Source organism: Corynebacterium sp. MSK008 (assembly GCF_030232585.1).
Classification (GTDB): Bacteria; Actinomycetota; Actinomycetes; order Mycobacteriales; family Mycobacteriaceae; genus Corynebacterium.
This window is the reverse complement of record NZ_JASPJX010000005.1, coordinates 115,104-141,829: the sequence shown is the minus strand read 5'-3', so window position 1 is coordinate 141,829 and position 26,726 is coordinate 115,104. Positions and strand designations below refer to the sequence as shown.

General features: G+C 66.6%; 30 protein-coding genes. 11 read left to right on the top strand and 19 right to left on the bottom strand.

Annotation, left to right across the window (positions count from 1 at the left end; translation table 11 throughout):
• Positions 1 to 12 precede the first annotated feature (12 nt).
• A complete protein-coding gene (locus QP996_RS05710) occupies positions 13 to 582 on the top strand; it encodes a TetR/AcrR family transcriptional regulator (protein WP_284871668.1) in 570 nt (189 codons plus the stop codon).
• On the opposite strand, the gene QP996_RS05705 is transcribed toward QP996_RS05710, so the two are convergent.
• The gene (locus QP996_RS05705; protein ID WP_284871667.1) at positions 579 to 1,007 is read right to left on the bottom strand and encodes an arsenate-mycothiol transferase ArsC; all 429 of its coding nucleotides are present in this window, start codon (positions 1,005 to 1,007) and stop codon (positions 579 to 581) included. The two genes, QP996_RS05710 and QP996_RS05705, sit on opposite strands and share 4 nt — an antisense overlap.
• Entirely contained in the window at positions 1,004 to 2,059 is a 1,056-nt protein-coding gene (gene arsB, locus QP996_RS05700; protein ID WP_284871666.1) for an ACR3 family arsenite efflux transporter, read from the bottom strand. The genes QP996_RS05705 and arsB overlap by 4 nt, the downstream gene beginning before the upstream one ends.
• 115 nt (positions 2,060 to 2,174) lie before the next feature.
• Between arsB and QP996_RS05695 the strand changes: the two genes are divergently transcribed.
• Entirely contained in the window at positions 2,175 to 2,522 is a 348-nt protein-coding gene (locus QP996_RS05695) for an ArsR/SmtB family transcription factor (protein ID WP_284871665.1), read from the top strand.
• Positions 2,523 to 2,583: 61 nt separating this feature from the next.
• Here the strand turns inward: QP996_RS05695 and QP996_RS05690 are convergent, their stop codons facing one another.
• From QP996_RS05690 to QP996_RS05680, 3 genes are read right to left on the bottom strand one after another with little or no spacing between them, the layout of a single operon-like run.
• The gene (locus QP996_RS05690) at positions 2,584 to 3,270 is read right to left on the bottom strand and encodes a potassium channel family protein (RefSeq protein ID WP_284871664.1); all 687 of its coding nucleotides are present in this window, start codon (positions 3,268 to 3,270) and stop codon (positions 2,584 to 2,586) included.
• Entirely contained in the window at positions 3,263 to 4,639 is a 1,377-nt protein-coding gene (locus QP996_RS05685) for a TrkH family potassium uptake protein (protein WP_070844916.1), read from the bottom strand. The genes QP996_RS05690 and QP996_RS05685 overlap by 8 nt, the downstream gene beginning before the upstream one ends.
• A gap of 10 nt (positions 4,640 to 4,649) precedes the next feature.
• The gene (locus tag QP996_RS05680) at positions 4,650 to 5,489 is read right to left on the bottom strand and encodes a glycosyltransferase (RefSeq protein WP_284871663.1); all 840 of its coding nucleotides are present in this window, start codon (positions 5,487 to 5,489) and stop codon (positions 4,650 to 4,652) included.
• Between the two features lie 39 nt (positions 5,490 to 5,528).
• Here QP996_RS05680 and QP996_RS05675 point away from each other — a divergent pair, with 39 nt between their 5' ends.
• The 5 genes from QP996_RS05675 to QP996_RS05655 are packed head-to-tail and all read left to right on the top strand — an operon-like array spanning position 5,529 to position 10,221.
• The gene (locus QP996_RS05675) at positions 5,529 to 6,485 is read left to right on the top strand and encodes a 1,4-dihydroxy-2-naphthoate polyprenyltransferase (protein ID WP_284871662.1); all 957 of its coding nucleotides are present in this window, start codon (positions 5,529 to 5,531) and stop codon (positions 6,483 to 6,485) included.
• A gap of 18 nt (positions 6,486 to 6,503) precedes the next feature.
• Positions 6,504 to 7,406, top strand: a complete 903-nt coding sequence (locus QP996_RS05670) for an AEC family transporter (protein WP_284871661.1) — start codon at positions 6,504 to 6,506, stop codon at positions 7,404 to 7,406.
• 53 nt (positions 7,407 to 7,459) lie between these two features.
• Complete coding sequence (locus tag QP996_RS05665; RefSeq protein WP_284871660.1) at positions 7,460 to 8,449, top strand: substrate-binding domain-containing protein; 990 nt, start codon at positions 7,460 to 7,462, stop codon at positions 8,447 to 8,449.
• Positions 8,446 to 9,462, top strand: coding sequence for an ABC transporter permease (locus QP996_RS05660; protein ID WP_284871659.1), 1,017 nt, complete (start codon positions 8,446 to 8,448; stop codon positions 9,460 to 9,462). Before QP996_RS05665 ends, QP996_RS05660 begins: the two co-directional genes overlap by 4 nt.
• A complete protein-coding gene (locus tag QP996_RS05655; RefSeq protein WP_284871658.1) occupies positions 9,463 to 10,221 on the top strand; it encodes an ATP-binding cassette domain-containing protein in 759 nt (252 codons plus the stop codon).
• 5 nt (positions 10,222 to 10,226) lie between these two features.
• On the opposite strand, the gene QP996_RS05650 is transcribed toward QP996_RS05655, so the two are convergent.
• Positions 10,227 to 10,538 (bottom strand): DUF4229 domain-containing protein, encoded by a 312-nt coding sequence (locus tag QP996_RS05650; RefSeq protein ID WP_284871657.1) that lies wholly within the window; start codon positions 10,536 to 10,538, stop codon positions 10,227 to 10,229.
• A 40-nt stretch (positions 10,539 to 10,578) separates the two neighbouring features.
• Between QP996_RS05650 and QP996_RS05645 the strand changes: the two genes are divergently transcribed.
• Positions 10,579 to 10,854: a hypothetical protein gene (locus tag QP996_RS05645; protein WP_284871656.1), complete on the top strand. Its 276-nt coding sequence runs from the start codon at positions 10,579 to 10,581 to the stop codon at positions 10,852 to 10,854.
• Positions 10,855 to 11,152: 298 nt separating this feature from the next.
• On the opposite strand, the gene QP996_RS05640 is transcribed toward QP996_RS05645, so the two are convergent.
• The 8 genes from QP996_RS05640 to hemL are packed head-to-tail and all read right to left on the bottom strand — an operon-like array spanning position 11,153 to position 18,367.
• Positions 11,153 to 11,410 carry a helix-turn-helix domain-containing protein gene (locus QP996_RS05640; RefSeq protein WP_038609455.1) on the bottom strand — a complete coding sequence of 86 codons (258 nt, stop codon included), beginning with the start codon at positions 11,408 to 11,410 and terminating at the stop codon, positions 11,153 to 11,155.
• Positions 11,407 to 12,426, bottom strand: coding sequence for a UDP-glucose 4-epimerase GalE (galE, locus tag QP996_RS05635; RefSeq protein ID WP_284871655.1), 1,020 nt, complete (start codon positions 12,424 to 12,426; stop codon positions 11,407 to 11,409). The genes QP996_RS05640 and galE overlap by 4 nt, the downstream gene beginning before the upstream one ends.
• Positions 12,426 to 13,403, bottom strand: coding sequence for a c-type cytochrome biogenesis protein CcsB (gene ccsB, locus QP996_RS05630; protein ID WP_284871654.1), 978 nt, complete (start codon positions 13,401 to 13,403; stop codon positions 12,426 to 12,428). Before ccsB ends, galE begins: the two co-directional genes overlap by 1 nt.
• 30 nt (positions 13,404 to 13,433) lie before the next feature.
• Positions 13,434 to 15,083, bottom strand: coding sequence for a cytochrome c biogenesis protein ResB (gene resB, locus QP996_RS05625; RefSeq protein WP_284871653.1), 1,650 nt, complete (start codon positions 15,081 to 15,083; stop codon positions 13,434 to 13,436).
• Entirely contained in the window at positions 15,084 to 15,857 is a 774-nt protein-coding gene (locus QP996_RS05620; RefSeq protein WP_284871652.1) for a cytochrome c biogenesis CcdA family protein, read from the bottom strand. It abuts the gene before it with no gap.
• Positions 15,858 to 16,430, bottom strand: coding sequence for a TlpA family protein disulfide reductase (locus tag QP996_RS05615; RefSeq protein ID WP_284871651.1), 573 nt, complete (start codon positions 16,428 to 16,430; stop codon positions 15,858 to 15,860).
• 8 nt (positions 16,431 to 16,438) lie between these two features.
• A complete protein-coding gene (locus QP996_RS05610; RefSeq protein ID WP_284871650.1) occupies positions 16,439 to 17,041 on the bottom strand; it encodes a histidine phosphatase family protein in 603 nt (200 codons plus the stop codon).
• Entirely contained in the window at positions 17,042 to 18,367 is a 1,326-nt protein-coding gene (gene hemL / locus QP996_RS05605) for a glutamate-1-semialdehyde 2,1-aminomutase (protein ID WP_284871649.1), read from the bottom strand. It lies immediately after the preceding gene.
• 20 nt (positions 18,368 to 18,387) lie between these two features.
• Here hemL and QP996_RS05600 point away from each other — a divergent pair, with 20 nt between their 5' ends.
• On the top strand, positions 18,388 to 19,224 hold the full coding sequence (locus QP996_RS05600; RefSeq protein WP_284871648.1) for an NAD(P)-dependent oxidoreductase: 837 nt from the start codon (positions 18,388 to 18,390) through the stop codon (positions 19,222 to 19,224).
• A 196-nt stretch (positions 19,225 to 19,420) separates the two neighbouring features.
• Here QP996_RS05600 and QP996_RS05595 read toward each other — a convergent pair whose 3' ends face one another.
• The gene (locus tag QP996_RS05595; RefSeq protein ID WP_284871647.1) at positions 19,421 to 20,203 is read right to left on the bottom strand and encodes a DedA family protein; all 783 of its coding nucleotides are present in this window, start codon (positions 20,201 to 20,203) and stop codon (positions 19,421 to 19,423) included.
• A gap of 100 nt (positions 20,204 to 20,303) precedes the next feature.
• Between QP996_RS05595 and QP996_RS05590 the strand changes: the two genes are divergently transcribed.
• Entirely contained in the window at positions 20,304 to 20,723 is a 420-nt protein-coding gene (locus tag QP996_RS05590; RefSeq protein ID WP_284871646.1) for a FitA-like ribbon-helix-helix domain-containing protein, read from the top strand.
• A complete protein-coding gene (locus QP996_RS05585; protein WP_284871645.1) occupies positions 20,720 to 21,136 on the top strand; it encodes a type II toxin-antitoxin system VapC family toxin in 417 nt (138 codons plus the stop codon). The genes QP996_RS05590 and QP996_RS05585 overlap by 4 nt, the downstream gene beginning before the upstream one ends.
• Here the strand turns inward: QP996_RS05585 and QP996_RS05580 are convergent.
• The 4 genes from QP996_RS05580 to QP996_RS05565 are packed head-to-tail and all read right to left on the bottom strand — an operon-like array spanning position 21,133 to position 26,724.
• Positions 21,133 to 22,566, bottom strand: coding sequence for a protoporphyrinogen oxidase (locus QP996_RS05580; RefSeq protein WP_284871644.1), 1,434 nt, complete (start codon positions 22,564 to 22,566; stop codon positions 21,133 to 21,135). The genes QP996_RS05585 and QP996_RS05580 overlap by 4 nt on opposite strands.
• Positions 22,566 to 23,615: a uroporphyrinogen decarboxylase gene (gene hemE / locus QP996_RS05575; RefSeq protein WP_284871643.1), complete on the bottom strand. Its 1,050-nt coding sequence runs from the start codon at positions 23,613 to 23,615 to the stop codon at positions 22,566 to 22,568. Before hemE ends, QP996_RS05580 begins: the two co-directional genes overlap by 1 nt.
• Before the next feature lie 11 nt (positions 23,616 to 23,626).
• On the bottom strand, positions 23,627 to 26,233 hold the full coding sequence (locus tag QP996_RS05570; RefSeq protein WP_284871642.1) for a heavy metal translocating P-type ATPase: 2,607 nt from the start codon (positions 26,231 to 26,233) through the stop codon (positions 23,627 to 23,629).
• A complete protein-coding gene (locus tag QP996_RS05565) occupies positions 26,230 to 26,724 on the bottom strand; it encodes a hypothetical protein (RefSeq protein ID WP_284871641.1) in 495 nt (164 codons plus the stop codon). Before QP996_RS05565 ends, QP996_RS05570 begins: the two co-directional genes overlap by 4 nt.
• Positions 26,725 to 26,726: the final 2 nt, after the last annotated feature.

Genomic DNA, 26,726 nt, shown 5'->3' with positions numbered 1-26,726 from the left:
AAGCTGCGGGTCATGCGAAAAGATGGTGCCGAAAACCGTCAAGCGATTGTGGAGGTCGCCTCCACGCTCATCGCCCAGATGGGGCCTGGCGTGTCGCTGCGCAACATCGCTAAGGAGGCAGGCGTGGGCGTGGCCACCGCGAGCCGCCACTTCCCCGACAGGGACGAGCTCTTCCGCGCGGTGCTCGAACACACCATGAACAGCATGCGCGACGTGGTGGACAAGCACCTCCTGCGTTTCCCCGACGCACCCGAAGACACCTGGCGTTCCGCGATCGGCGAGATGGTGAACTTGAACTTCCCCGCCGTCGGCCAGGAAATCCTGCCCAAACTGCTACCCACGTTGTCGCACGAAGACAGGGCTGTCGCCACCGCGCAGCTGCAAGCCATCTACGACCCGCTACTTGCGCAAGCCAAACAGCACGAACTGTGCCCCCCGGACCTCGACTACCTGTCGTTCGACTTCGCCATCATCGCGCTCTCACGCCCGCTGCCCGAGCCCGCGGAGGAAGCGTTCGCGGGCAGGCGCGCCTGGCTCGTCGACGTGTTCATTGATGGATTGCGCACCCAGCAAGCGAGCTAATGTACGGCTCCTACTAGCTCGTCGATAAGCGAACGCACACGGGCGTCAATGTCGTCGCGCACCAGGCGCATGCGCTCCATGCGCTCCATGCCCTCGATGCCGCGGTGCGAGGGTTCGTCGGTGCGCCAGCGCTCCAGCGTGCCGCGGGCGCCGTCAGGCATCTCCACCTGCGCGTCTTCGCCGAGCACCACGACGCGATCGACGTTGCGCAGCAGTTCCGGATCGATGGGTTTGGGCGTTCCGTGCGACATGTCGGCGCCAGCCTCTGCGATCGCTTCGACCGATTCCTGGTTCAGCTTCGTGCCGGGTTTGGTGCCCGCGGAGTGGATGCCGAGCTTGCTACCAGCGTGCTTCTCGGCGAGCGCCGCCGCCATCTGGGACTTGCCGCCGTTGCCGACGCAGACGAACAGGACTGAGGGCTTCATGTAAGGCTCCTTTGGTTAGGCAGGGTTGGGTCACCGGGGAACAGTTTCGGGCCGATGGCGCGCATGAGGTAGACCAAGCCGACGAGCACCGGGATCTCGATGAGCGGGCCGATTGTGCCCGCCAGCGCCTGGGCGGAGGTGGCGCCGAAGGTGCCGATGGCCACCGCGATGGCGAGCTCGAAGTTGTTGCCGGCGGCCGTGAATGCCACCGAGGCGGACTGGGCGTAGTCCATGCCGGACAGCTTTGCCACTACAAGAGCCACAGCGAACATGCCCACGAAGTAGCACAGCAGCGGCAGCGCCACCGTGGCCACGGTCAACGGCCTGGACAGAATCTGGTCGCCCTGCAGCGAAAACAGCAGCACGATCGTGTACAGCAGGCCGACCAGCGCCAGCGGGGAGATCCGGGGCAGGAAGGTGTTTTCGTACCAGTCGCGGCCCTTGGTGCGCTCGCCGATGATGCGGGACAGCAGCCCGGCCAGCAGCGGGATGCCCAAAAAGACGAGCACGGAGGAGACGATCGCCCAGAAGGAGAACTCCACCGAGGTGGTCTCCAGGCCCAGCCAAGACGGAAGGACCTGCAGGTAGAACCAGCCGAGCACGCCGAACATGAGCACCTGGAACACCGAGTTGATGGCCACAAGCACGGCGGTGGCTTCCCGGTCGGCGCAGGCGAGGTCGGACCACACCAGCACCATGGCGATGCAGCGCGCCAACCCGACGATGATCAGGCCGGTGCGCAGCTCCGGCTCGTTAGGCAGGAACATCCACGCGAGCGCGAACATGAACGCGGGGCCAAGAATCCAGTTCAAAATGATGGATACGGTCATGAGCCGTTTGTCGGTGGCGATCTCGCGGGTTTTGTCGTAGCGCACCTTGGCCAGCGGCGGGTACATCATCACAAGCAGGCCGAGCGCGATCGGCAGCGAGATCCCGCCGACTTCAAGGCGCTCGAGTGCGCCCGAAAGCCCCGGCACTGCGCGGCCGAGGGCGAGGCCCGCCGCCATGGCGAGCATGATCCACACCGGTAGGAAGCGGTCAAGAAATGACATGCGCTCTACTGGCTGAGAGGTTGTGTCTTCCATCTAGAATCCCTATCTATTGACGATTATCAATACGGACACTAAAAGGCACATTGATCGCTGTCAATATGAAAAGGTAGGAAGCATGAAAGATTACGTCGCCACGACAGCAGACACTGGCCTCGACTGCTGCTCGCTGGGCTCCGGCTTGCTCTCCACAGACGACGCGACGCGTTACGCAGCCCTGTTCAAAGTGTTAGCCGACCCCGGCCGGCTGCAACTCCTCTCCAGGCTCGCCGAAGAAGGCTGCGAGCCGATGAGCGTGAGCGAGCTCACGCAACGCTCTGGGCTAAGCCAACCGACAGTCTCCCATCACCTCAAAAAGCTGACCGAGGCTGGTCTCTTAGAAAAGAGCCGCCAGGGCAGGTCGGTTATACACCGGCTGCGCCCGGAGGTGTTCGCGGAGCTTCGCGCCGTGCTGCAGATGGACTGAGCCTCACCAGCTGAGACAGAACCACTCCCAGCAGAACTGGTCCAAAGACTGCCACATGCCCCTACAGCTGGGAGAAACGCTCCAGATCATCCGGAGCGCCGGCCAGCACAATCAGGTCCGACGGGGAGAGCTCCTGGCCCGGCACAAACGGCTGCCACTCGCCATTGCTGTTGCGCACGGAGACCACCTGCACGCGGTGCTTGTCCCACAGCTTTTCCGCGTCGCAGGGACCGGACAGCAGCGCACGCGGCGGGGCCATCTTGATCACGCCGTAGTTCTCCGCCAACTCTGCGAAATCCTGGAACCTCCCGCCGAGCAGATGCGCCACCCGGCGGCCGGTGTCGTGCTCCGGGCGCACCACGTGGTGCACGCCGAGGCGTTGCAAAATGCGGGCGTGGGACTCCGAATCAGCCTTCGCCCAAATGTCGGGCACCCCTAGATCTACCAGGTTGGAGGCGGTCAGGATGGACGCCTCCAGCGCGGAGCCGATGCCGAGCACCACGCGTTTGACGTCATGCACACCGAGCTGGCGTAAGGCTTCGGGGTCGGTGGTGTCGGCGACGGTGGCGTCGGTAAGCAAAGGCGCATGCTCGCGCACCAGCCGCTCATCCACATCGACGCCCATCACCTCCACGCCGTAGCGGGTGAGCTCCTGGGCGATCGCACCGCCGAAACGGCCCAGGCCAATGACCACCACGGGCGGGATATTCAAACGCTGCGTGGACGTGAAACGGGGGAAGTTAACCAATGAACGGCCTTTCTGTGGGGTAGTCGAACCTGCGGGAAACGGTGCGCAGCGCCAGCGCTGCGACGAGTGTGAACGGGCCGATGCGCCCGAGGTACATCAGCAGGCACAGCGCGAGCTGGGACGGGGTGGACAAATCCGCGGTGATGCCGGTGGAAAGCCCCGTGGTGGCAAACGCCGAGATGACCTCGAAGTTGACCTGGTCGGCGGTGAACTGGGGGTCGCAAATACGCAGCGTAGCTACGCCTGCGGTCACCGCTACCAGTCCCGCCGCGGCCACCGTCATGGCCTGGCGCACCACACTTTTTGGCACGGTGCGGTGGCCCACGGTGGTGGCGTCGCGGCCTTTGAATTCCGCCAGCATGGCCGCTAGCAGCACGGTCGCGGTGGTGATCTTGATGCCGCCGGCTGTGCCCGCGGACCCACCGCCGATGAACATGTAAATGTCCGTGACCATCAGCGTGATCGGGTGCGCCTCGGCGTAATCGACAGAGTTGAACCCCGCGGTGCGCGGCGTCACCCCGGAAAAGAACGCGTTGAGGCACTTGACACTGGTTGGCATGCCGGCGAGGAAGCCGCGCCACTCCAGTAGTGCGATGATAAGCGTGGCGCTGACCACCAGAAACGCGGTCGCCTGCAGCGTCATGCGGGTGGTGATGGACAGCCGCCGCGAGCTCACCGGCGCGCCGTGGACCAGCCCGCGCATCTGCTCGCGGCCGCGGCGCACCAGCTCGGAAAGCACCGGGTAGCCCAGCCCGCCAATCATCAACGCACCCGCCAACGGGATGAGGATCCACCCGTCCGTGTTGTAGGAGACCAGACTGTCCGGACGCAGTCCGAAGCCGGCGTTGTTGAACCCGGAAATCGCGTGGAACACGCCCTCGTATGCGGCGCGCCCCGGCGCCATGCCGTAGACGGTGGCGAAGCGAATGCCCAAGATCACCGCTACCACCCCCTCAAAAAAGAAGGTGAGCAGCAGCGTTGCCACGAGCGTCCGCCTCACCCCACCTTCCAAAATTGGCCGCCCCTCAGCTGCCGTGGCATACCGCGAACGCAGCTTCACCCGGCCGGTGAGCAGCATGCCGGTAAGCGAGGTAATGCTCATGATGCCCAGGCCGCCGGCCTGGATCAGCGCCAGCACAATGAACTGTCCGGCCAGGCTCCAGTGGCTGCCGGTGTCCTCGGTGACCAGGCCGGTCAAAGTGGTCGCGGACGTGGCGGTAAACAGCGCGCTCATCAGCGCTGTAGGCGCGCCGTCAGCGGAGGCGAACGGCATGGAAAGCAGCGCTGTGCCGGTGAGGATCAGAGCTAGAAAGCCCAGCGCAGTTAGTTGCGCGGGGCCGAGCCACCTCTTGGAGGCTGTGTCATTCACCGGCCAAACGCTACTCCGCGGCGCGCAGCTTGGCTACGTCTTCTGCTGAATACGTCGCCGCGATTTGGACGTCGTTGCCGCCGGAGAGGTTCACCCGCGACAGGCGCACACGCTGCGAGCCCGGGACCAGCGGAAAGTTCGCCGAGCGCTCCGAAACCTGCTTCACCGGGAACCCGGCGCTCAGGGCGCAGTGGTTCAGCCACACATCGTCGGCGCGTGGTGCGAGGTCCAAAAACTCCGTGCCGCGCTCGGCGACGTAGCGCACCATCTCCTTCGGGTAGCGCACGCCGTCCACGCCGGTGGCGAAGTGCAAAATCGACGGCTCGGCGCTGCGCACCGGCTTCCACTTCTTATACGGGGCGATGCCGTTATCATCCAGCACCACTCTGTGGGCGCGGTAGGCGGTGATGGTGGTGGCCGAAGGGGCGTCGATAAGCTTCTGCGCGAAGGTGCGCGGGTAAAGCACATCGTCATCGACGGTGATGACGTTGCAGTCCGGATACTGCTGGAACGTGCCGTAATACTTGGTGTGCGGGCCCAAGCCGCCGGTGGACTCGTGCACCTGCAGGCCGCGATCCGCCAACGCCCGCAGCGCGTCCGGCCACCGGGCGTGAAAATCCACGGGATCCAGCCACAGGTGCACCGGCAGGCGCACCGTGCCCACCAAAAGCGACGCGATCGCCGCGGACGCGGAGCGCAAACGGGTGCCGTGGGTGGTCAAAGAAATGACGGTTTCACCGTCCTCCGGGAAACGCTTATCCGAGTTGTGCGCCGCGTTGAGCAGCAACGGGAGACGAACGAATGCGCCGGTGGCCACGAACCCCTGCCGCACGGCGTAGTCAATCCACATGGCGCATTACCCTAGCCGACCGGCGAGGGAGGGTGCATGATGGAGGGCATGACTGACACTGGGACTCACACCGCCACCCCCCGCGACTGGTGGGAAGCCGCCCGCCCCCACACCTGGCCCAACGCTTTCGCCCCCGTCATCGCCGGCACCGGTGTGGCGGCGTTGTACTTCCAGGCCCACCCCGGCCGCGCCGTGCTGGCGCTTCTGGTGGCATGGGCGCTGATCATCGGCGTCAATTACGCAAACGACTACTCCGACGGCATCCGCGGCACCGACGACGACCGCACCGGACCGACGCGCTTGACCGGCTCCGGACTGGCCGCGCCTGAGCAGGTGAAGCTGGCGGCGTTTATCGCGTTCGGCGCCGCCGCGGTGTTCGGCGTGATCCTGTCCGCGGTGGCGGGCGCGATGTGGCTCGTGCTGGTCGGCGCGCTGTGCATCGCCGCGGCGTGGTTCTACACCGGCGGTAACAGCCCTTACGGCTACTCCGGCCTCGGCGAGGTCTCCGTGTTCGTATTCTTCGGCCTGGTCGCCGTGATGGGCACCGAGTACACCCAGTCCGGGATGGTGTCGTGGGAAGGCTTCCTGTGCGCGCTGGCCGTCGGCGCGGTCTCCGCGTCGGTGAACCTGGCCAACAACATCCGCGACATCCCCACCGATGCGGCCGCGGGTAAGCGCACACTCGCGGTGCGGCTTGGCGACGACAACGCGCGCACCCTCTTCACCGTCCTGACGTTGTTCCCGTTCTTCATTTCAGTGGTGTTGTCGATGACAACGGTCGCCGCACTGGCCGCGTTGTTGGCGCTGCCGCTGGCGGTGGCGAGCGTTTTGAAGGTGCGCGGCGGGGCGTCGGGTAAGGAGCTGATCCCTGTGCTGGGGCTGAACGGCAAGACGATGCTGGCGTGGGCAGTGATTACGGCGGTGGCGTTCGCGTGGTTCGGCTGGTCCTTCTGGACCGGTGCGGGTGTTGCCGTGCCGTACGCGCCACTGTCGTAGGTAGATACACTCAGCCGCATGCTTGACGTCCTCACCGGTTTCGCCATCATCTTCACCGTCATCGCGGCTGGGTGGTGGCTGGCCCACAAGCGCGTCATCGGGCCGGGCGAGGAGCGCCTCCAGCTCAACCGCATCGCGTTTTACGTGGCCACCCCGTCGCTGATCTTCTCCTCGGTGGCGGTTTCGGACACGGACGCGTTTTTCTCCCCAGTCATCCTGGTCATCGCCGTCGCCACGGTGGCGACCATGCTCATCTACTGGGCGATCAGCGCGGTGTTCTTCCGCCAGGACGCGGCCGAAACGATGGCGGGCGCGGCGTCCTCGAGCTACTACAACTCCGTCAACATCGGCCTGCCCATTGCAACCTATGTGCTTGGCGACGCCACCTTCGTCGTGCCCGCCCTCGTCCTCCAGATGGCGGTGCTCTCCCCCATCGTCATTGCGGGGCTGGACCGGGGCGCGAAAGGCGTCGGCAAGTCTGTGGTGGCCGGCCTGACTGCACCCGTGGTGGTGGCGGCGTTCGCGGGCTTCGCCGTCTCCGCGTCGTCGTGGACCGTGCCGGAGCCGGTACTCGCGCCGCTGGAGATTCTCGGCGGGGCGTCCATCCCGCTGATCCTCATGAGCTTCGGCGCCTCTCTCACCGGCGAGAAGGTGCTGCAGAGCCACCGCGGCCCCACCATCACCGCCACCGCGCTCAAGCTAGTGGGCATGCCGGCGGTGGCGTGGGTCGTCGGCACGCTGCTGGGCTTGGAAGGCCAAGAGATGTACGCCGCACTGATCCTGTGCGCGCTGCCCACGGCACAAAACGTGTACAACTACGCCGCGACGTACCGCTCCGGCGAAGTGATCTGCCGCGACACCGTCTTCCTCACCACCTTCCTGGCGCTGCCCGCGATGCTGCTCATCGCCGGGGTGTTCTAGCCCAAAAACTCCCTTCGCTTGACGGAGCGAGTGGAGTGGTTCACACTTTGGCAATGAACAAGGCGCGGAAAACAGTGGCCGCCGTGTTGCTTGCGGTGGTGGCGGTGTTGGGCGGATGCTCGTCGACAGGCGGAGCCCCCCGCAATGAAAATGGCGGAGGCACGGCGGGCGGCGTGGACACCCCGCGGTACGTGGTGGCGATGGTCACCCACGGCGCGCCCGGCGACACGTACTGGGACCTCGTGCGCAAGGGCGCCGAGGACGCGGCGAAGAAAGACAACATCGAACTGCGCTACTCCTCTGACCCGCAGGCGCCTAACCAGGCGAACCTCGTGCGCTCCGCGGTGGACGCGGGCGTGGACGGCATCGCCGTGACCATGCCGAACGCCGAGGCGATCGGCCCGGCGGCGCGCGACGCCGTGGACCGCGGCATCCCCGTCGTGGGGCTCAACGCCGGCATGACCGCGTACCAGGACTACGGCATGACCGGCTTCTTCGGCCAGGACGAAACCGTCGCCGGCCGCGCCGCCGGTGAACGTCTGAAAGAGGAGGGCAAGAAGAAGGTGCTGTGCGTGATTCATGAGCAGGGCAACTCCTCCCAGGAGGCGCGCTGCGCGGGCGTGCGCGACGGCCTCGGCAGCGAAGTGGAGCTGCTCTACGTCAACGGCCAGGACCTCACCTCGGTGCAGTCCACCATTTCCTCGAAGCTGTCCCAGGACCGCTCCTTCGACACCGTGTTTGCGCTGCAGGCGCCTGTGGCGATGCGCGCTGTCGAATCCGTGAACCAGTCCGGCGCGCAGGCGCAGGTGGCCACCTTCGACACCAACGCGGAGCTCGTCGGCGCCATCGCGGACGGGCGTGTGGCGTGGGCCGTAGACCAGCAGCCGTACCTGCAGGGCTACCTGGCGGTGGACTCGCTGTGGATCGCAAAACGCAACGGCGGCACCCTCGGCGGCGGGCGTCCCGTCTACACGGGCCCGAGCTTCGTGGACCAAAGCAACGTGGACAAGGTCGAAGACGCTGCGAAGGCGGGCATGCGATGAGGGACGACCGCCTGAAAACCCGCACCGGGTTCGCCCGCCTGATCCGCCGCCCGGAGTTTGCCAGCCTGCTCGGCTTCATCGCGATTTTCGTCTTCTTCCTCTCCGTGGCGCCGGCGTTCCGCTCGTTTGAGGCGCTGGCCACCACGCTGTACGCAAGCTCCACCCTGGGCATTGTGGCGCTGGCGGTGGGCATGCTCATGATCGGCGGGGAGTTCGACCTCTCCTCCGGCGTTGCCGTGACCACTGCGGCGCTCGCCGCGACGATGCTCAACTACAACCTGCACCTGAACTCGTGGGTGGGCGCGTTCCTCGCGCTGGGGATCTCGCTGGCCATCGGCGCGCTCAACGGCTTTTTGGTCACCCGCACCGGCATTGATTCCTTCCTGATCACCCTGGCGGCCTTCCTCATGCTCCAGGGCCTGAACCTGGCTGTGACGAAGCTGGTCACCGGCCAGGTGGCCACCCCCACCATCGCGGACATGGAGGGCTTCCCGTCCGCTCACGCCGTGTTCGCCGGCAGCTTCCACATCGGCAACGTGCGCATCTCGGTGACCGTCCTGTGGTGGATCTTCTTCGTCGCCGTGGCATCGTTCGTGCTGTTTCGCACCAAGCTCGGCGGCTGGATCACCGCGGTCGGAGGCAACGCCGACGCCGCCCGCGCCGTCGGCGTGCCGGTGCGCCGCGTGAAGATTCTGCTGTTCATGGGCGTCGGCTTCGCCGCGTGGTTCGTGGGCATGCACACCCTGTTCGCCTTCGACTCCATCCAGGCCGGCCAGGGCGTGGGCAACGAGTTCCTCTACATCATCGCCGCGGTCATCGGCGGCTGCGCCATGACGGGCGGGCGCGGCACCGCCGTCGGCACCGCCATCGGCGCGCTGATCTTCGGCATGACCAACCAGGGCATCGTCTACGCCGGCTGGAACCCGGACTGGTTCAAGTTCTTCCTCGGGGCGACGCTGCTGGTGGCGGTGCTCGCAAACACCTCCTTCGCCAAATACACCAAGGGGCGCTAAGTGGCTGTCATCGAACTGGAAAACATCACCAAGTCCTACGGCAGCTTCGAGGCGCTGCGCGGCGTCAACCTCGCCGTGCGCGAAGGCGAAGTCACCTGCGTGCTCGGCGACAACGGCGCCGGCAAATCCACCCTGATCAAAATCCTGTCGGGCCTGCATCAGCCCACTTCGGGCACCATGCTTATCGACGGCTCCGCTGCCACCCTCACCTCCCCCCGCGACGCCATCAGCGCCGGCATCGCCACCGTCCACCAGACGCTGGCGATCGTCGACGAGCTCAGCGTCTGGCGCAACTTCTTCCTCGGCCAAGAACTCACCGGGGCGCTCGGTGTGCTGCGCCACGCGGAGATGAAGCGGATCTGCTCCGAGCAGCTTCTAGAGATGGGCATTGACATCCCCGACGTGGACGTCGAAGCCGGCAACCTCTCTGGCGGCCAACGCCAAGTCATCGCCATCGCGCGTGCCGTCTACTTCGGCGCCCGCGTGCTCATCCTCGACGAGCCCACGGCGGCCCTTGGCGTGAAGCAGTCCGGGGCGGTGCTGCGCATGGTCGCGGCCGCCCGCGAGCGCGGCATCGCCGTCGTATTAGTCACCCACAACCCCCACCACGCCTTCTTGGTCGGCGACCACTTCACCATCCTGAAGCTCGGCCACCAGGAACTCGACGCACCACGCTCCGAGGTCACCCTCGAGGAGCTGACCCACCAGATGGCCGGCGGCGGCGAGCTCGAGGCGTTGAGCCACGAGTTGCGTCGATAGGCGAGCTAGCGCTCCGCGAGCTCCGACTGAATCCAGTCCTTGCGCGCCTGGCGCTGGCGCTTCAGCTCCGCGACCGCCTCATTGGCCTCCAGGCGGTGGCGCTTAAACAGCAGCATCGACAGCGGGAACGCCACAATCAGCGCCAGCAGCGCCGACATGATCACCGGCACCGGCGCGCCGATGAGCACCGCCAGCAGCTGGATCACCACCGTCAGCGCGATGAACAACAGCAGGCGGTCCAAGCCGTAGATAGCCACGGCCTTGTTCGCCCGGGACTTCGCCTCCGGGTCTACCTGCGGGGAAACTTGATCAGTCACGGTTGTTCACCCTATCCGGTGGCCAAGTATGTTTAAAACCATGGGAAGGTTGTTACTCCTCGCATTGGTTGTCCTGGCCGTCGCGCTGCTCTGGCGCGCGTTCGGCCCCGGCTCCACCGAGCGCTACGGGTCGCTGCGCGGCGGCCAACAGCGCCAGGTCGAGCAGAAACCCGTGATCAAGGGGCCGGACGACGACGAAGAGTTCCTCTGGAACATCGAAAAGAACCGGTTCAAGGAACGCCGGGCGCGCGAAGAGGCCGAGCGCAAGCGCCGGGAGGAAGAAGAACGCCGCCGGCGCCGCGACGACAGCGGCTAGCCGGCCCCGCCCGAATTTGTTCACTAGCCCAGTGAATAAATTCGGGTTTTGGGCCTATTTCTCGGGGCGGCGAGCTCCATTCCCCCAGGTCGTTACCCGGTCGCCCGGAATTTGTTCACCCGGGACGAGCCTGAGAGTGAACAAATTTCGAACGGGCGCCGGGTTCCTGACAAATCACGGCAGCCGTTTGCGCCGACCTGGGCAGATAGGGGCGCTCTGACAGATTCCGCCGCGGAGTGTCAGCGGCGGGGGCGGAACGCGGCCGGGAGGCCCAGGCGCGGCGGCCGGCGGCCCGCCCCTACGCCTCGGTGAACCCCACCCGCAGGCCGAGCTCGGCCGCCACGGCGATGACCTTCTCCCAGCGCACGCCGGCGCCGCCGTGCTCGATGGTGTGCAGGGTGGACCGGGACACCCCGGCGGCGTCGGCGACGTCCTGTTGGAGGCGGCCGGCGGAGCGGCGCCGGGAGGCGATCTGCTCCCCCAGGGCGATCAGCACCGGGTCGTCGCTGGCGGGTTTGCCCTGTTTGTTGCGGGGTTTGTGGTGGGCGTCGCTCATCGGGACGCCTCCTTCCGGTCCTCTTCCTCGGCGAGCACTGCGGGCAGTTTCTTGGCCCAGGCGAGGGCGTCGCGGACGCCGTCGACAAGCGAGCGCTCCGCGGACCACCCCAGGACCGACCGGGCCTTGTCGGTGCGCGACGCGCTGCCGACTACGTCGCCGGGGCGGGCGGGGCCGGTGCGGACCTCGAGTGGCGTGCCGGTGGCTTCGCCGAACGCCTCGGCGAGCTCGAAGACGGTGGTGCCCTGGCCGGTGCCGAGGTTGATCACGTCGTAGCCGGAATCCCCCACCACGGCGTCGAAGCGCTCCAAAACCGCGACGTGCGCGCGGGCCAGATCCCAGACGTGGATGTAATCGCGCAGGCCGGAACCGTCGCGGGTGGGCCAGTCCACGCCGGTGACGGTGAACGGCTCGCCGGCCGCGTGGGCCTCGATCATCTTGCCCATCGCGTGGGTGGGGCGCGGGTTCTGCAGACCGGTGCGCAGCGACGGGTCAGCGCCAATAGGGTTGAAGTAACGCAGCGCCACCACCCCGAGGGATCCCGTGGCGGCGGTGTCGCGCAACACCCGCTCCAGCAGCCACTTCGACGCCGCGTACGGGCTCTGCGGATCCACCGCGCTGGTTTCGTCGACCATGTAGTCCGGCCCCGGCTCGTACATCGACGCCGTCGACGACAGCACAAAGCGGCGTACGCCGAAGCGCTCCATCACCGACAGAAGCGTGATGGCTTTGCCCACGTTGTTGTCGTAATAGGCCAGCGGCTGCTCAACGGACTCCGGCACGACGATTTTGGCGGCGCAGTGGATCACCGCGTCGATGTCGGGATGGTCCGCGAACACGCGCTCGAGCAGCGCCACGTCCGCGATGTCGCCCTCGTAGCAGGCGAAGCGCTCGCCGAAGACGTGCAGGCCCGTGGAGAAATCGTCCAGAATCACCGGGGTGATTCCGGCGTCCGCGCAGCACGACGCAATGGAAGAGCCGATGTAGCCGGCGCCGCCGGTGATCAGGACTTTCATTAGTTCAGCCCCGCGTAGGAGTGCAGGCCGGCGATGACGGTGTTGACGTAGGTCATGTTAAAGATGGTCATGGCCATGGCGAACACGTTGATCCAGGCGGCGGCGGTGGACTTCCAGCCGGCCGTCGCGCGCGCGTGGAGGTAGGCGGCGTAGAGGATCCAGGTGATCATGGAGACGGTCTCCTTGGCGTCCCAGCCCCAGAAACGTCCCCAAGCGACCTCGGCCCAAATCGCGCCGAAGACGATGCCGATGCCGAACAGCGGCAGCGTCACCACCGCGGTCTTGTACGCGATCTGGTCCAGCGTCTTCGCGTCCGGCAGCGGGCGGGCAATCGCGCCGAAGAAGCCGTGCTCCTCGCCGCGGGGCTGCCACATACGCAACAGGTAGAGCAGTGCGAACACGCCGGACACCAGGCCCACGGACGCGCCGATGGACACCGAGGACACGTGCACCGGCAGCCAGTAGGACTGCAGCGCCGGCACCACGGGCGCGGCCTGCATGTGGAACACCGTGGAGTTCAAGAACATGGCGATGACCATCGGGAACAGCAGCCACGGCCACACGGTGTGCCAGTTCTTGCGCTGCACCACCACGGCGGCGACGACCATGATCACGGCGGTCATGAACAGGATGTACTCGTACAGGTTGCCCAGCGGGAACCGCCCGGCGGCGAGCCCGCGGGTGACAAACGCCACCAGGTGCAGCGCCACGCCGACCCAGACGAGGGCTTGAGTCATGCCTGCCCATTTGCGGGCGTTGGCGATCATGTCCTCGTCGGGCTTGTGCTTCTCGACGACCTCCGGTCCGCCCGCGCCAACCAGCACCTTCTTCTCGGCCAGGGCCTCGCGCCGCGCCTCGATGATGCTGTTGACGCGGCCGTAGTAGATGAACGCCATGATCAGCGCCACGATGTAGACGATGAATGCGGTGCGGAACGTCAGGTCAGACAATTCCGCCATGGTTGTGTTGACGAGCATGCCCTTAACCTACTCCACTAACAGGCGTAATCAAAGGTCATAGGGGTTGAACTCCCCCTGCTCAACCTCATCGTCGTCTGGGTCGAGTCCGAGGATGGCGGCGGCGATGTCGTCGAATTCGCGGCCCCACCCGGCGCGGTCGGTGCGGGCGAGCCCGGCGATTTCGACTTGGGTGTGCCCCGCGGTCCCCGGCCGCAACCTGACCCAGATACGCCGGCGCTTGATCGCCAGCGAGCCAGCCAGGCCCGCGAGCATGACCGTGGACGCGAGCAGCGCCCACACCTGCGTCGGGTCGCGGGAGATCTGGTAGTTGGCGTATTCGGCGGCGCCGTCGAAACGCACCTTCACCTCGCCGTCGCCGGTGTCCACGGTGGCCTCGGAGCCGGGGGTGAGCTGCACGCGGGAGACCTTCTCCAGGCGCCCGTCGGCGACCAGGGATTGGTCCAGCACGAAGATGTTTTGCGGCCGGCCGGTGTCCAAGCCGGCGTCGCCGACGTAGACGTCCACGGACACCGCCGGGTCGTCCATGGAGGGGAACGCGGACTGCAGCTGGTCGCCGTTCGGCCCGGCCCAGCGGGCGGTGGGCGCGAAGTTGCCCTCGATGGCGATCTGGTGCTGGCGGCGCTCCGTCAGGTCCGGGTATATGCCGGCAGGCGGGTCGAAGCGCATCACGCCGGAGGACAGGAACGTGAACACGTCCGTGGGCCGGAACTGCATCATCTGGGTGCGGGTTTCCCCGTTCGGCCACGTCAGGGTGATCTGCGGGGCGAAGCCGTGGCCCTGCAGGTAAACACGGTCGCCGCCTAAGCGCAGCGGGTGGTTCACCGCCAGGCTCGTGGGCTTCCACTGATCCTGCGGGACAGACAGGTCGTCGGTGTAGGTGATGTCGGAGGAGAACTCGTTGGCCTGCCCGTTATTCAGGTAGGTGGCCGAGAAGTTCTGGGATTCGAAGCAAAACGGGGTCAGGCCGGTGCCGTCGAAAAGCGGGCCTGCCCGGAAGACGTCGAAGTTGGCGGGGCTGGTGTTGCAGAACACCCGCGACTGCGCCACCGGCACCGCGGATTCGGCCTCGGAGTTGGTGACCACGATGACCTGGCCTTCGTAGAAGACCATGCGGCCGGCCACGAAGGTGAGGATCATGGCGACGATGCCGATGTGGAAAATCAGGTTCATCAGCTCGCGGGTGTAGCCGCGCTCGGCGGAAATCGAGAACGCCCCGGCCCGGTCCTCGTCCGGGGTGTAGGACGCCACGTGCCAGCGTTTCAGCTGCTTACGCAACTGCTTCTCGACGTCCTCCGGCGCCCCCGCAACCTCCCCCTCCACGTGGTGCGGCATGCGGCCCAGGTACTTGGGCGCGCGCGTCGGCTTGGCCTTGTAGGCGCGCCAGTGGTCGATGGAGCGCGGGATGATGCAGCCGACCAGGGAGATGGTCAGAAGCAGGATGATGGCAAGGAACCACGTGGACTGGAAGACGTCGAAAAGCTGGAGCCTGTCGTAGATGGGGCCGGTGGTGGGGTTGGCCTTGAGGTAGTCGTCCACCAGCGAGGACGACACGGTGCGCTGCGGCAGGAGCGCGCCCGGGATGGACGCCACGGCCAGCACGAACAGCAGCATCAAGGCGGTGCGCATGCTGGTGAGCCAGTGCCACGCCTTTTTCAGCCAGGTCTGTGCCGTCTTCATTTAGATGATCGTCCCTCCGAATCCGTCGACGAGTTGGCGCGACCAACCGATAAACACGTCCCAGGCGCCGGTGAGCAGCATGATGCCGACAACGATCATGGCGATGCCGCCGGCGATCTGGATGCCGCGGGAGTGGCGGCGCAGCACGTCGATACTGCGCACGGCCTTCGACGAGCCGAACGCGACAAGCAGAAACGGCAAACCCAGCCCGATGCAGTACGCGATGACGAGCACCACGCCGCGCGCCGCGGTGAAGCCCTGAGTGCCCACGGACACCGAAATGATGGCGGCCAGCGTGGGCCCCAGGCACGGTGTCCAGCCGAGTGCGAAGATCCCGCCGAGCAGCGGCGCGCCGATGATGGTGGTCCACTTTTTCGGCTGGAAGCGGGTGTCCTTCTGCAGGACGGGCACAGCGCCCATGAACACCAGGCCCATGAGGATGGTGACCACCCCGCCTATGCGGGTGAGCGTCTGCGCGTTGAGCGCGATGGCGCTGACCGCGCCGAACACAGTGACGGTGGCCAGCAGGAACACCACGGTGAACCCGGCGATGAACAGCAGGGCGGCACCGGCAACCGCCCAGTGTTTGCGGGACACGCGTGCGCCCTTTTCATCCAGCGTCATCTCCCCGCCGACCACGCCTGTCAGGTAGGAGATGTAGCCCGGCACCAGCGGAATCACGCACGGGGAGGCGAAGGACACCAGTCCCGCCAGCGCCGCCGCCAGCAGGCCGAGCAGCAGCGGACCGTCGGCGACAAGATCGGCGAAGCCCACCTAGGCCTCCCCGTCGAGACGGTCGATGACCTCGAGCAGATCGTCCGCGGTGATCTCACGGAGGAACACCGCAGCCGGGCGGTGCTGCTTGTCAAGCACGATCGTCGTCGGGATCACCGAGGACGGCACGCCGCCCAAGTTGGCGGCGGTCTTAAACGGCGGGTCGTAGATCGACGGGTAGGTCACGCCGTTATCCGCCAGGAAATCCCGCGCGATCTGCGGATTCGGGTCGCGTACGTTGATGCCCAGCACCGTGCCGGAGTTCTGCTCTTGCAAATGCTCGTGCACCTGCTGCAAGTCGTCAACCTCCGCGCGGCACGGCGCGCACCACTGGCCCCACGCGTTGAGCACGACCACCTGGTCTTCGAAATCGCTCAAGCTGATGGACTGGCCCTCCTCCGTGAGCGACTCGCCCTCGAAGCCGGCCAGGGGCTTGCGGTCCGCCTCCTCGTAGAAGATTTCAGTCTGCCCGCCCGGCGAGTGGAACGCGAAGTTGCCGTCGTTGTCCGCGCCGGAGCAGGCGGTCAGCAAAAGCGCGGCCGCGCAAAGCGGCGCGGCGAAAAGCTTGCGCATAGTACCTCTCAAATGTGCTGGGCCGGAGTGCTGTAGGCCCAGTCAACAACACGGTCGCCTGCAAACACAAGTGAGGTCACGCTGGCCAGGTCGCAGTTGCGGCTCGCGTGCGCCAGGCGCTTGCCCTGCAGGTGGCGCTGCACCGTGACAATCGGCAGCTGGTGGCTGACCATCACGGCCTCGTGGCCCTCGGCCTTGTCGCGGGCGTCCTCGACCGCGGACCACATGCGCTCGAAGATCTCCTGGTAGGGCTCGCCCCAGCTCGGCTCGAGCGGGTTGGTCATGTGCCGCCAGCGGATCGGGTTGATCAGCTGCGAGCGCCACCCCTTCGTGCGCAGGCCCTCAAAGGTGTTGCCCGCCTCCAGGATGTCCTCGCGGGTGTCCACCTCGCAGCCGGTGACCTCCGCGATCGGGCGCGCCGTCTCCTGCGCGCGCTCCAGCGGGCTCGCAGCCAGGTAGACCACGTCACGGCCACGGAAGAACTTCGAAGTAGCCACGGCCATGGAGTTGCCGCGGGAAGACAGGTGGTAGCCCGGCATGCGCCCGTAGAGAATCTTCTTCGGGTTGTACACCTCGCCGTGGCGCACCAGGTGCACCGTCGTCTTCGTCATCTAGGCCTCCGCGGGCTTCGCCGCCGCGGCGGCCTTCGCGGCGCCGCGCAGCGCGTCCTCGATGCGGCCGAAGTCCTCGTCCGTCAGCGCGGTGGAGACGAACCAGGTCTCAAACGCGCTCGGCGGCGCGTACACGCCAGCGTCCAGCAGAGCGTGGAAGAACGGGGCGTAACGGAACGTGTCGGCGGCCTGCATGTCGGCGAAGTTGTGGCCCTCGCCCTCGCCGAAACGGATGGACAGCATGGTCGCCGCGCGTTGGATGTGGTGGGTGACGCCTTCGGCCGTGAGGGCGTCGTGAAGCAATTGCTCCAGAAGGTCCGCGTTGCGGTTCAGCGTCGGGTAGATGTCCTCGCTGGCCAGCTCGAGCGAGGCCAGGCCGGACGCCATCGCCACCGGGTTACCGGACAGGGTGCCCGCCTGGTAGACGGGGCCGTTCGGTGCGAGGTGCTCCATGATGTCGCGGCGGCCGCCGAACGCCGCAGCCGGCAAGCCGCCGGAGACGACCTTGCCAAAGGTGGTCAGGTCGCCCGCGACGTTGTCCACGCCGTACCAGCCGGCATACGAGGTGCGGAAGCCGGTCATCACCTCGTCCAGGATCAGCAGCGCGCCGTTGAGGTGCGCGAGTTCCTTGAGCTTGGCGTTGAAGTCGTTCTGCGGGGCGACGGTGCCCATGTTGCCCGCGGCCGCCTCGGCGATGACCGCGGCGATCTGGCCCTCGTTCTCGCGGAACGCGCGCTCCACCGCCTCGATGTCGTTGTACGGCACCACGATGGTGTCCTGCGCCTGCGCGCCCGTGACACCCGGGGAATCCGGCAGGGAGAACGTGGCAATGCCAGAACCCGCGGACGCCAGCAGCGCGTCGACGTGGCCGTGGTAGCAGCCCTCGAACTTGATGATCTTCGGCCGGCCCGTGAACCCGCGCGCCAGGCGGACGGCGGACATGGTGGCCTCCGTGCCGGAGTTGACCATGCGCACCTCTTCCACCGACGTGCGCTTGACAATGTGCTCCGCGATCTGGATCTCCGCCTCCGTGGGCGCCCCGAAGCTCAGGCCGTTGCGCAGAGCCTTCTCCACCGCCTCGACGATCTTCGGGTGCGCGTTGCCGTGCACCATCGGGCCCCAGGAGCACACCAGGTCCACATACGAGTTGCCGTCCACGTCGATGAGTTGCGAGCCGTGCGCGCTCTGGATGAAGCGGGTCTGCCCGCCCACCGAGCCGAAGCCGCGCACCGGCGAGTTCACCCCACCCGGGGTGGTTTTCTGCGCCCGCTCGAACAGTTCGTGCGAGCGCTGGGTATTAGCTGAAGTCGGCTTTTCCGCAGTCATGGTTGTCTATCCTAGGCCATATGAAAATCGCGTTTTTAGGCCTCGGTCGCATGGGCACGGAGCTCGCGCTCAAGCTCGTCGACGACCACGAACTGACCGTATGGAACCGCACCGCGGAGAAGACCGAACCGCTGGTCTCACGCGGGGCTACCGCTGCCTCGACGGCTTCGCAGGCGGTCGAGGGCGCCGAACTGGTGATCACCTGCCTGTTCGGCCCCGACATCGTCCGCGAGGTGGTGATCGAGCCCGCGCTGATCCCCGACGGCGTGACCTGGGCCGATGCCACCACCATCTCCCCCGCCGACGCCGCCGCTTTCGCCGATGCCGTGCCCGGCTACGTGCACACCCCGGTCGTCGGATCGCTCCCGCCCGCGCGCGCCGGCAAGCTCGGCGTGTACGTCGGAGGCGCCGATGCCTCTCGACGCTCTGAAGTCGCCGACGTCGTCGCCCCCTGGGCCGCCGCCAACCCTGAGCGCTTGAAAGAAGTGGACACGGCTGCCGGCGCCGCAGTGGGCAAGCTGCTTGCCAACCTCGCCCTGGCCGTCACCATCGAAGGGTTCAAGGAGGCGCTGGTGCTGGGCGAGTCCCAGGGACTGTCGGAAGAGCAGGTGGTGGACATGCTCGGCTCCACCGGCCTGGAGTTCATCGTGAACATGAAGTCGCCGTTCCTTTTGGGCGAGCGCTCTACTTCGCCCGGTGATTTCACCGCCGACGCCATTGCTAAGGACGCCCGCCTGATGCTCGCTTCCTCGGACCAGGACCTGCCCGCCGTGCGCGCTGCCCTGGCGTCGTTGGAGGCCCAGCAGGACGCCGGCCGCGGCGACGAGGACTTCTCCACCGTCGTGGTCAACCGCTAGCGGGGCCTGGGCCCGACACTTCGTGGCGGAACCTGTCAGACGGCCCCTAAACCCCAGGTCGCCGCAGACGCCCGGCGGAATCTGTCAGGCCCCTTTCGCCCACCGCCGCGAAAGTCGAGTACGGGAGGTCGAGTCCGGGCCTAAAACAGGGCGAACTCGACCTCCGCCGCTCGACTTTCGGCGCCGCCCGGCCGCCCTACCGCCCGGCCTCGAGCTCGTTGCCCACCACCTCGGGCTGCGCCGCTGGCTTCTTCTTGCCCTGGTTGCGGAAGATGCCGTAGAACACCACCACCAGCAGCGCGATCGCGATCCAGTTGGCCACCTTGGCGTACTGCTCCAGCACCATCACGACGGGTTCGCCGATCCACCAACCCAAGCCGAGGTAGAGGAAGGACCAGATGGTTTTGGAGATGAAGTCCAGGACCATGAACTTCCACAATGGCATCCCGGTCATGCCCATGAGCACGAACACCACGAACGCGATCGGCAGCGGGATGGGCACGTAGGCGAGGAAGATGCCCAGCCAGCCCAGCTTGACGGCCCACTGCTCCACGCGCGCGATGTTTTTCGCGGCGCGCGGCGAGTTCGCGGCCTGCACCTCCAGGATCCCGCGGCCCCAGAGTTTGCCGGCCCACCAGTAGATCCAGTCGAACTTGATGTTCACGATCGAGCCGATGAGCAGGAACAACAGCCAGTGCGGCGCCTCCCCCACCGCGGCGAGCGCACCGGTGGACGCGGCGCCGACGCGCGAGCCGGTCAGCGCCAGCAAGATCGGCGGGTCCAGGCCCAAAAGCCACGCCCGCAGCGGGATCATGGCCAGGCCAAATATGCCGACGAAGCCGAACCAGCCCAGGCACCAATAGTCGGCTTTGGTGGGTTTGCCGTTCCAGGGCAGGCCGTCTTCTTCCCACCATTCCTTCTCGGCAGGCTCGGCAGCCTCAACACCGGCTGTCTCGCGTGAATCCGCGTGTTCTTCCATAGGTGACCAACCTAGTGCACATCCGCCCGCACCCCCTACCCAAGCGGAGGACAGTGTGCTAGCGTTTTGCTAGCAAATGTAACCGTCAAGGAGGCCGAGAATGACAGCACCTCAGAAAGAACGGAAAACGGCCACTCTGACCATCCGGGGGCTGGATGTCACAGTCAAGGATCAGATCCAGCGCCAGGCGAAGCAGAATGGCAGGTCGATGGAGGCACAGGCCAGGAGCATTCTTGAGGACGCCGCAGTTCCAAGCAAGAACAACGCCCTCGTCGCATACCCAAAGGGCGATCCCATCTCGGCGCTGCATTTGTCCGATCAAACCCAGCGTCGGCTGGAGGATCAAGCTCAGCAACGAGGGCATTCGGTGGTCGATGAAGTTCGGGCGATCCTTGACAGGGGAACACGCCCCGTTGACGCTGGCCGGATCATATACGAGCTTTCAAGGGAATACGGCGGTTTCGATGACTTTGAGCTCCCAGGGCGCACCGGCAGCCGTGACCTCCCGGACTTCTCATGATCATTCTGGATACGAATGTGTTGTCGGAGCTATTGAAGCCCCGGCCGGATAAGCAGTGCGTCGACTGGCTAGACACGGTCGTGGACGAGAAGTGGACAACCTCAATCGCAGCGGGCGAGCTCATGGCCGGCGTGGCTCTGCTCCCGCCGGGTCGCAAAACTGAACGGCTCGCAGCGGTTGTTACTGCGACGCTCGACGAGCTGTTGCTGCGAGGCGCCGTTTTGGACTACGACTTCATCGCTGCCACTGAGTTCGGCCCGGTCAAAGCCGCGCGCAAGGCGGTTGGCAGGCCAATTCAGGACGCAGACGCGATGATCGCCGCTATTTGTCGCACCCACAACGCTCCCCTGGCCACTCGCAACGTCAAGGATTTCGAGGATACAGGGGTGGAACTCATCAACCCGTGGGATTAGGGCTTTTGCTTATCGACGGCAGCTGCCGCCGCGGCCCTCGCATCGGCAATAACTGCCGGCACGCCGACGCCACCGGCCCACGCGCCGGTGAGGGAGATGTGGGAGGCCTTTGGTTCGTCGTTAAGCAGGCTGCGCACCTTGGCCACGGTGGCGAGGTGGCCTTCGTCGAAGCGGGGCAGGCCGCCGAGCCAGCGTTGGACGTAGATTTCCTCGAGGCCGGCGGCGCGGCCGTCGAAGCCGGTGATGGTTTCGAGGTCGTCGAGGGCCCAGTCCACCAGGTCATCCTCGGTGGCGGTGATGGCGACGTTGTCGCCGAAGCGGCCGAAGCTGGCGCGCACGAGGGCGCCGCCGCGCTCGGCGAGGTGCGGCCACTTGCGCGAAGAGAACGTGAACGCCTTCGCGTGGACATCCTCGGCACCGGCGGCGACAAGAACGCCGGAGTTCTGTGGCAGGCCCTCGTCGGTGGCGAACCGCATGCCCACCACCGCGGAGTTGGCCAGCTTCACGGTTTTGAGGGCCTCGGAGGCCTCGGGCGCGATCCCCTTGAGCAGCAGCGCCGCGGTGGGAGCGGGCACGGCGAGGATGACGTGGTCGTAGACCTTGTCCTCGCCGCCTTTGAGGCGGTACTTCGGTGCTTCGGCCGAGCCCTCGAGGCTGATGGCAGAGATAAACGCGTCGATGTAGATGTCCGCGCCGGATTTCTCGGCGAGCGTCTCGTAGACCTCCTGGTAGCCGTCGCGGAACGTCTTGAACACCGCGCCCTGGCCGGTGGGCATCTCGCGGCGGGAGCGCTCCAGGTTGGCCACGGCGGTAGACAGATGAACCGGCCCGTCGGCGGCGAGGCGGTCGAACTCCTCCGCCAGCTGCGGGATGGTCGCGCGCACGCCGAGGTCGTCGGCGGTGCAGGAGTACACCCCGCCCAGCAGCGAGGAGACGATGTTGTCCACCACTTCGTCGCCGTAGCGCTCGCGGACAAGCTTGCCCACGTTGGCGTCGCCGCCGACTTCCCAGTCGAAGCCTTCGCGCTCGGCCTCGGTGTCGATGCGCTTCGCGGTGTCCTCGCTGACCAGGTGCTTGACGGTCTCGGACGTGGACGGGATGCCCATCACGCCGCCGGTGGGCAGCCCGCGCGCCTCGCCGTCGACCCACACCAACGAGCGCAGGCCGGAGGGCTCGACCAGGGAGTCGGCGAGGCCGAGCTCGGTGAAGAATTCCACGGCGTCCTGGCGGCGCGCCATGAACGCCTCGGCGCCCATGTCGGTGGGGCCTGCCTCGAAGGCGACGGTGTGGAGCTTGCCGCCAAGCCGGTCGGTGGCCTCGTAGACGTCGACCTTGAGGTCGTCCTTGCCTTCGGCATGGACGAAGTCCGCGCTGAGCTCGTACGCTGCGGTCAGGCCTGCCAGGCCTGCGCCGATGATGGCGATGTTCATTAGTTCTCCTCGTGGATGATGCGCACTGCTTCGGTGATCGCGTCCGCATCGGTAGTGGGCAACACGCCGTGGCCGAGGTTGAAGATATGCCCGGTGGCGTCGCCAGCCGCAATGGCACGCGCGGCCTCAGCCTTAATGCGCGCAACCTCGCTGCGCACCACGCCGGTGCCGGCGAACAGCATTGCCGGGTCCAGGTTGCCTTGCAGCACGCGCGGGGAGGCGAACCGCGTCGCGGCCGTATCCAGCGGCACGCGCCAATCCACGCCCATCACCTCGCTGCCTGCGTCGGACATTGCGCCGAGCAGCTCGCCGGTGGCCACGCCGAAGTGGATGCGCGGGATCTCGCCCGCGACGGATTCAAGGATTTCCACGGAGTACGGCAGCACGAATTCGCGGTAGTCGGCTTCGGTGAGGAAACCTGCCCAGGAGTCGAACAACTGCATCGCGTCGATGCCGGCTTCGACCTGCGTGCGCAGAAACGCGATGATCGTGGGCACGAGGCGGCGCATGAGCGCGTGCCAGGTCTCCGGCTCGGCGTGCATCATCGCCTTGGTCTTCTCGTGGTTCTTGCTCGGCCCGCCCTCGATGAGGTAGCTGGCCAGGGTAAACGGCGCGCCGACGAACCCGATCAGGGCTTGGGTGTCGTTCAGTTCGTCGAGGATGATGCGGATGCCATCGGACACGGCAGCGACTTCGTCGTCAAGCAAAGGCAGCTTCTCGACGTCACTCCGCGACCTCACCGCCTCCCCCATCACAGGGCCGCGGCCGGGCACGATCTCCACGTCCACGCCCGCCGCCTTGAGCGGGACCACGATGTCGGAGAACAGGATCGCGGCGTCGACGTCGTGGCGGCGCACCGGCTGCAGCGTGATCTCCGCGAGCAGCTCCGGCATGAAGCACGAGTCCAGCATGGGGATGCCTTCCCGCACTTCGCGGTATTCGGGCAGGGAGCGGCCGGCCTGGCGCATGAACCACACCGGGGTGCGCGAGGGGGTGCGGCCGTAGGCCGCCTCGAGCAGGGGTGCGTTGGTGAGATCGCGTCTGGTCATGGCACCCAAGCCTACCGGCGCAGGCCCTGAACCCGGAACCGGCTGGCGCGCCGCGAGCTGTACTCCACGAGCAGGGAACTTCCCAGCATGAGCAAGGTCGCGCCCACCGGCGGCAGCACGCCGGCGGCGGCGAGGATGATGGCGGCCGCGTTGTAGATGCCGGCGAAGCGCAGGTTCCTGTCGGCGATGCGGTTGACGCGGCGAGCGTGCTCCACTGCCTGGGGCACGGCCATGACGTCGTTGCGCACGAGCACGACGTCGCAGATGCTGTTCCAATTGGGCGCCTTGGTGCCGTAGAGGTCGTCGCCGGCGTAGAGGATGCCGGAGTCAGCCACGCGCAGCACCGGCAGCACGGTGGAATCGCCCACCATGGCCACGATCCCGCCCTGGGTGTGCAGCGCGCGCACCGCCGAGGGCTTCTCCTGGGAGCGGATGCCCGCGAGCACATGGGAGATGCCCAGAAAGTCCGCGAAGCGGCGCGCCACCGGATAGGTGTCGCGCGAGAGCATCACCGTTTCCACGCCCATGGATTCCAGGGTGTCCACCGCCTGGATGGCGTCTTCCTTGGCGGGGTCGAACAAGGTGATCACGCCGCGGTCCTTGCCGTCCCAACGCACCACGACCGGGGTGCCGCCGGTGGTGGCTGCCACCGACAGCTTGCCCTTGAGCTGGGACAGGTTGGTGGGTCGCCACAGCGAGGCGTCGAAGGTCTGCGTGCGGGCGTGTTCGCCGGAGCCCCAGGTGGCCGTGACGCGTCCGCCGAACTCGCCGTCGGGGGTGATGATGTCGTCGCCGACCTCGATCCAGTCCGGCAGGCGCGGGTCGCCGGAGCGGGCGTCGCGCGCCTCGCGGGCCGCCTTCACAATGGCGCGGGATGCCGGGTGGTCCGAGTCCGCAGACAGCGCGCCAGCGATGCGAAGCACCAGCTCGCTACTCTCCCCGCCCGCGGCAGTGACCGTTTCCACGTGCATCTCCGGCAGCACCAGGGTGCCCACGCGGTTGAACACGACGGTGTCTACTTGGGAGAGCACCCGCAGCGCGTTGCCGTCGCGCATGAGCACGCCGTTTCGCACCGCCGCCTCGATGCCCTGGCGGATGGCCAGCGCCGGCGAGATGGCGAGGCTGAACGGGGCGACCACCACCAAAATCGCCAAGGCTGTCGACGCCGCCGTGTTGATGTTGCCGGTAAATAGCAGCCACAGGCCGAAATCCAGCACAGCAATGGCGTAAGCAGCCGGGATGAGCATGCTGGCAGAGCGGGTGGAGACCATCGTGGCGGCGTTTTGGTGGCGCGAGGCCTCCTCCAGCCAGCGCTGCACCGCGGTCAACAACGTGGTGTGGCCGACGCGGCTCGCGCGGACCTTGATGTCGCCCTCGCGCAGCACGGAGCCCGCCACAACGCGCTTGCCCACCTTCAGCTGCGGGCTGGCGTGTGTGTTGACCAGCTCCCAGCCGATCGCGCCGGATCCACCGACTACTTCCCCGTCGACGGGGATGACCTGGCCGGCGCGGACGCGGACGTCGTCGCCACGCATAATCTCCGTGGCCGGAAGCTCCTCCCTGCCGCCGCCTTTCTTGCGGTGAGTGACCTCGTACATTGAGTCCGCGCCCGGGCGGCGCGCCTCCAACTCGTCCAGCAGATTGGTGCGCACCCGCATGGAGAAGAAGCGGCCGAGCAGCAGCAACGTCGTCACCGTGCAGGAGACTTCGAGGTAGAGCTCTGGGCCGCTGCCGATGTCCAGCGGCACCCAGGTGCCGCTGGACTGGTAGCCGATGCGCCCGGCGTCAGTGAACAGCAGCATGGCAAACGACCACAGGTAGGACGCCAAGATGGCGATCGAGCTCGCACCGTCGAGCGCCGAGAGCCCGCGGCGCACGCCACCGGCCATCGCGCGGTGGAACGGGGAAGCGCACCACAGCGCCACCGGGGTGGTCAGCGCGAACGCCACCCACTGCCAGCCCGGGAACCCGAGGGCGGGCACGTAGGTCAGCAACAGCACCGGGATAGTCAGCATCACCGCCAGCCACAGCCTGCCCGGGGTGACCAGGTCGCGGGCGGTAAACAACACGTCGCCGCTGCGGCGCTCCGCGCGGGTCTTGTTCTGGATGAAGCCCTGGGCGCGGGCCAAAAGGTGCGCCGCTTCTTCCTTGCGGTGGTGCTTGGCGCGCCGCGGCATGGGGTGTTCCGTCCAGTAGCGGCCGTGGGCGCGGCGCTGCAGGGTGGAGTCGGTGACCACCGCGGTCACCCCGAAGTCCTCGATGGTCTTGATCAGCTGCGGCAGCGGCATGGTCGCCGGTGCCGTCACCCATGCCATACGGGTGGGGTACACCAGGCGGGCGGAAACGCCGTCGAGGGATTCGAGGGCGTCTTCGATCTCTGTCAGTTGTGGGCCGTCCTCCACCCCGCGTAGTTCAAAGGCGTAGGAGGCATTGGGGCGCACGAGCTCGCCGTCCAAGTCACGACGGGCAGTGGCCGGGTCGACCCCGGCTTCCCTGGCTGCGTCGCGGGCGGCCTCAATGTAATCGTCGAGTTCCTCGCCGCTCAGCTGGGTCAACTTGGCGCCTTCGCGCCCGGTGGCGCTGAGCTTTTCCAGGTCCTCGCCCTCGTACTTGCTCATTCCACCCCTTCCCAAACGTCGCCGCTGCGCTTATCCACAAACGCGTTGGCGGCCGGACGGAACACGAAAAACAGCGCAAAGACGAGCACACCGACCACCAGGAACGCGGCCCAGCCGGCCACGCCGACGAAGAAGCTGGCCAGCTGCAAAAACACCGCCAGGCCGATAAACCCGGCCAGCCAGCTGCGCGCCACCTTCGAGCCTTTTGGCAGGTAGGCGCAGCACGAGGTGATCAAGGAGCCGAGGATGATGCTGCCCCAGGTGTAGATCCGCAGGTTGCGCTCGAAGATGCCCTCCACGTCCGCGTCCAGGTCCTTGGGCGAATCCGCCACCATGGTCAAAAACGCGATGACGAACATCAGCGTCGCCGCGATTAGGCACAGGTAGTAGCCGATTTTCAGCGGCTTCGGCCACACCGGGCCAACCTCGCCGGTGAAGCGCCGGTTCCTGTCGTTCGGGTCCGACACCATGGTCGGGAACATCCCTGCCACCG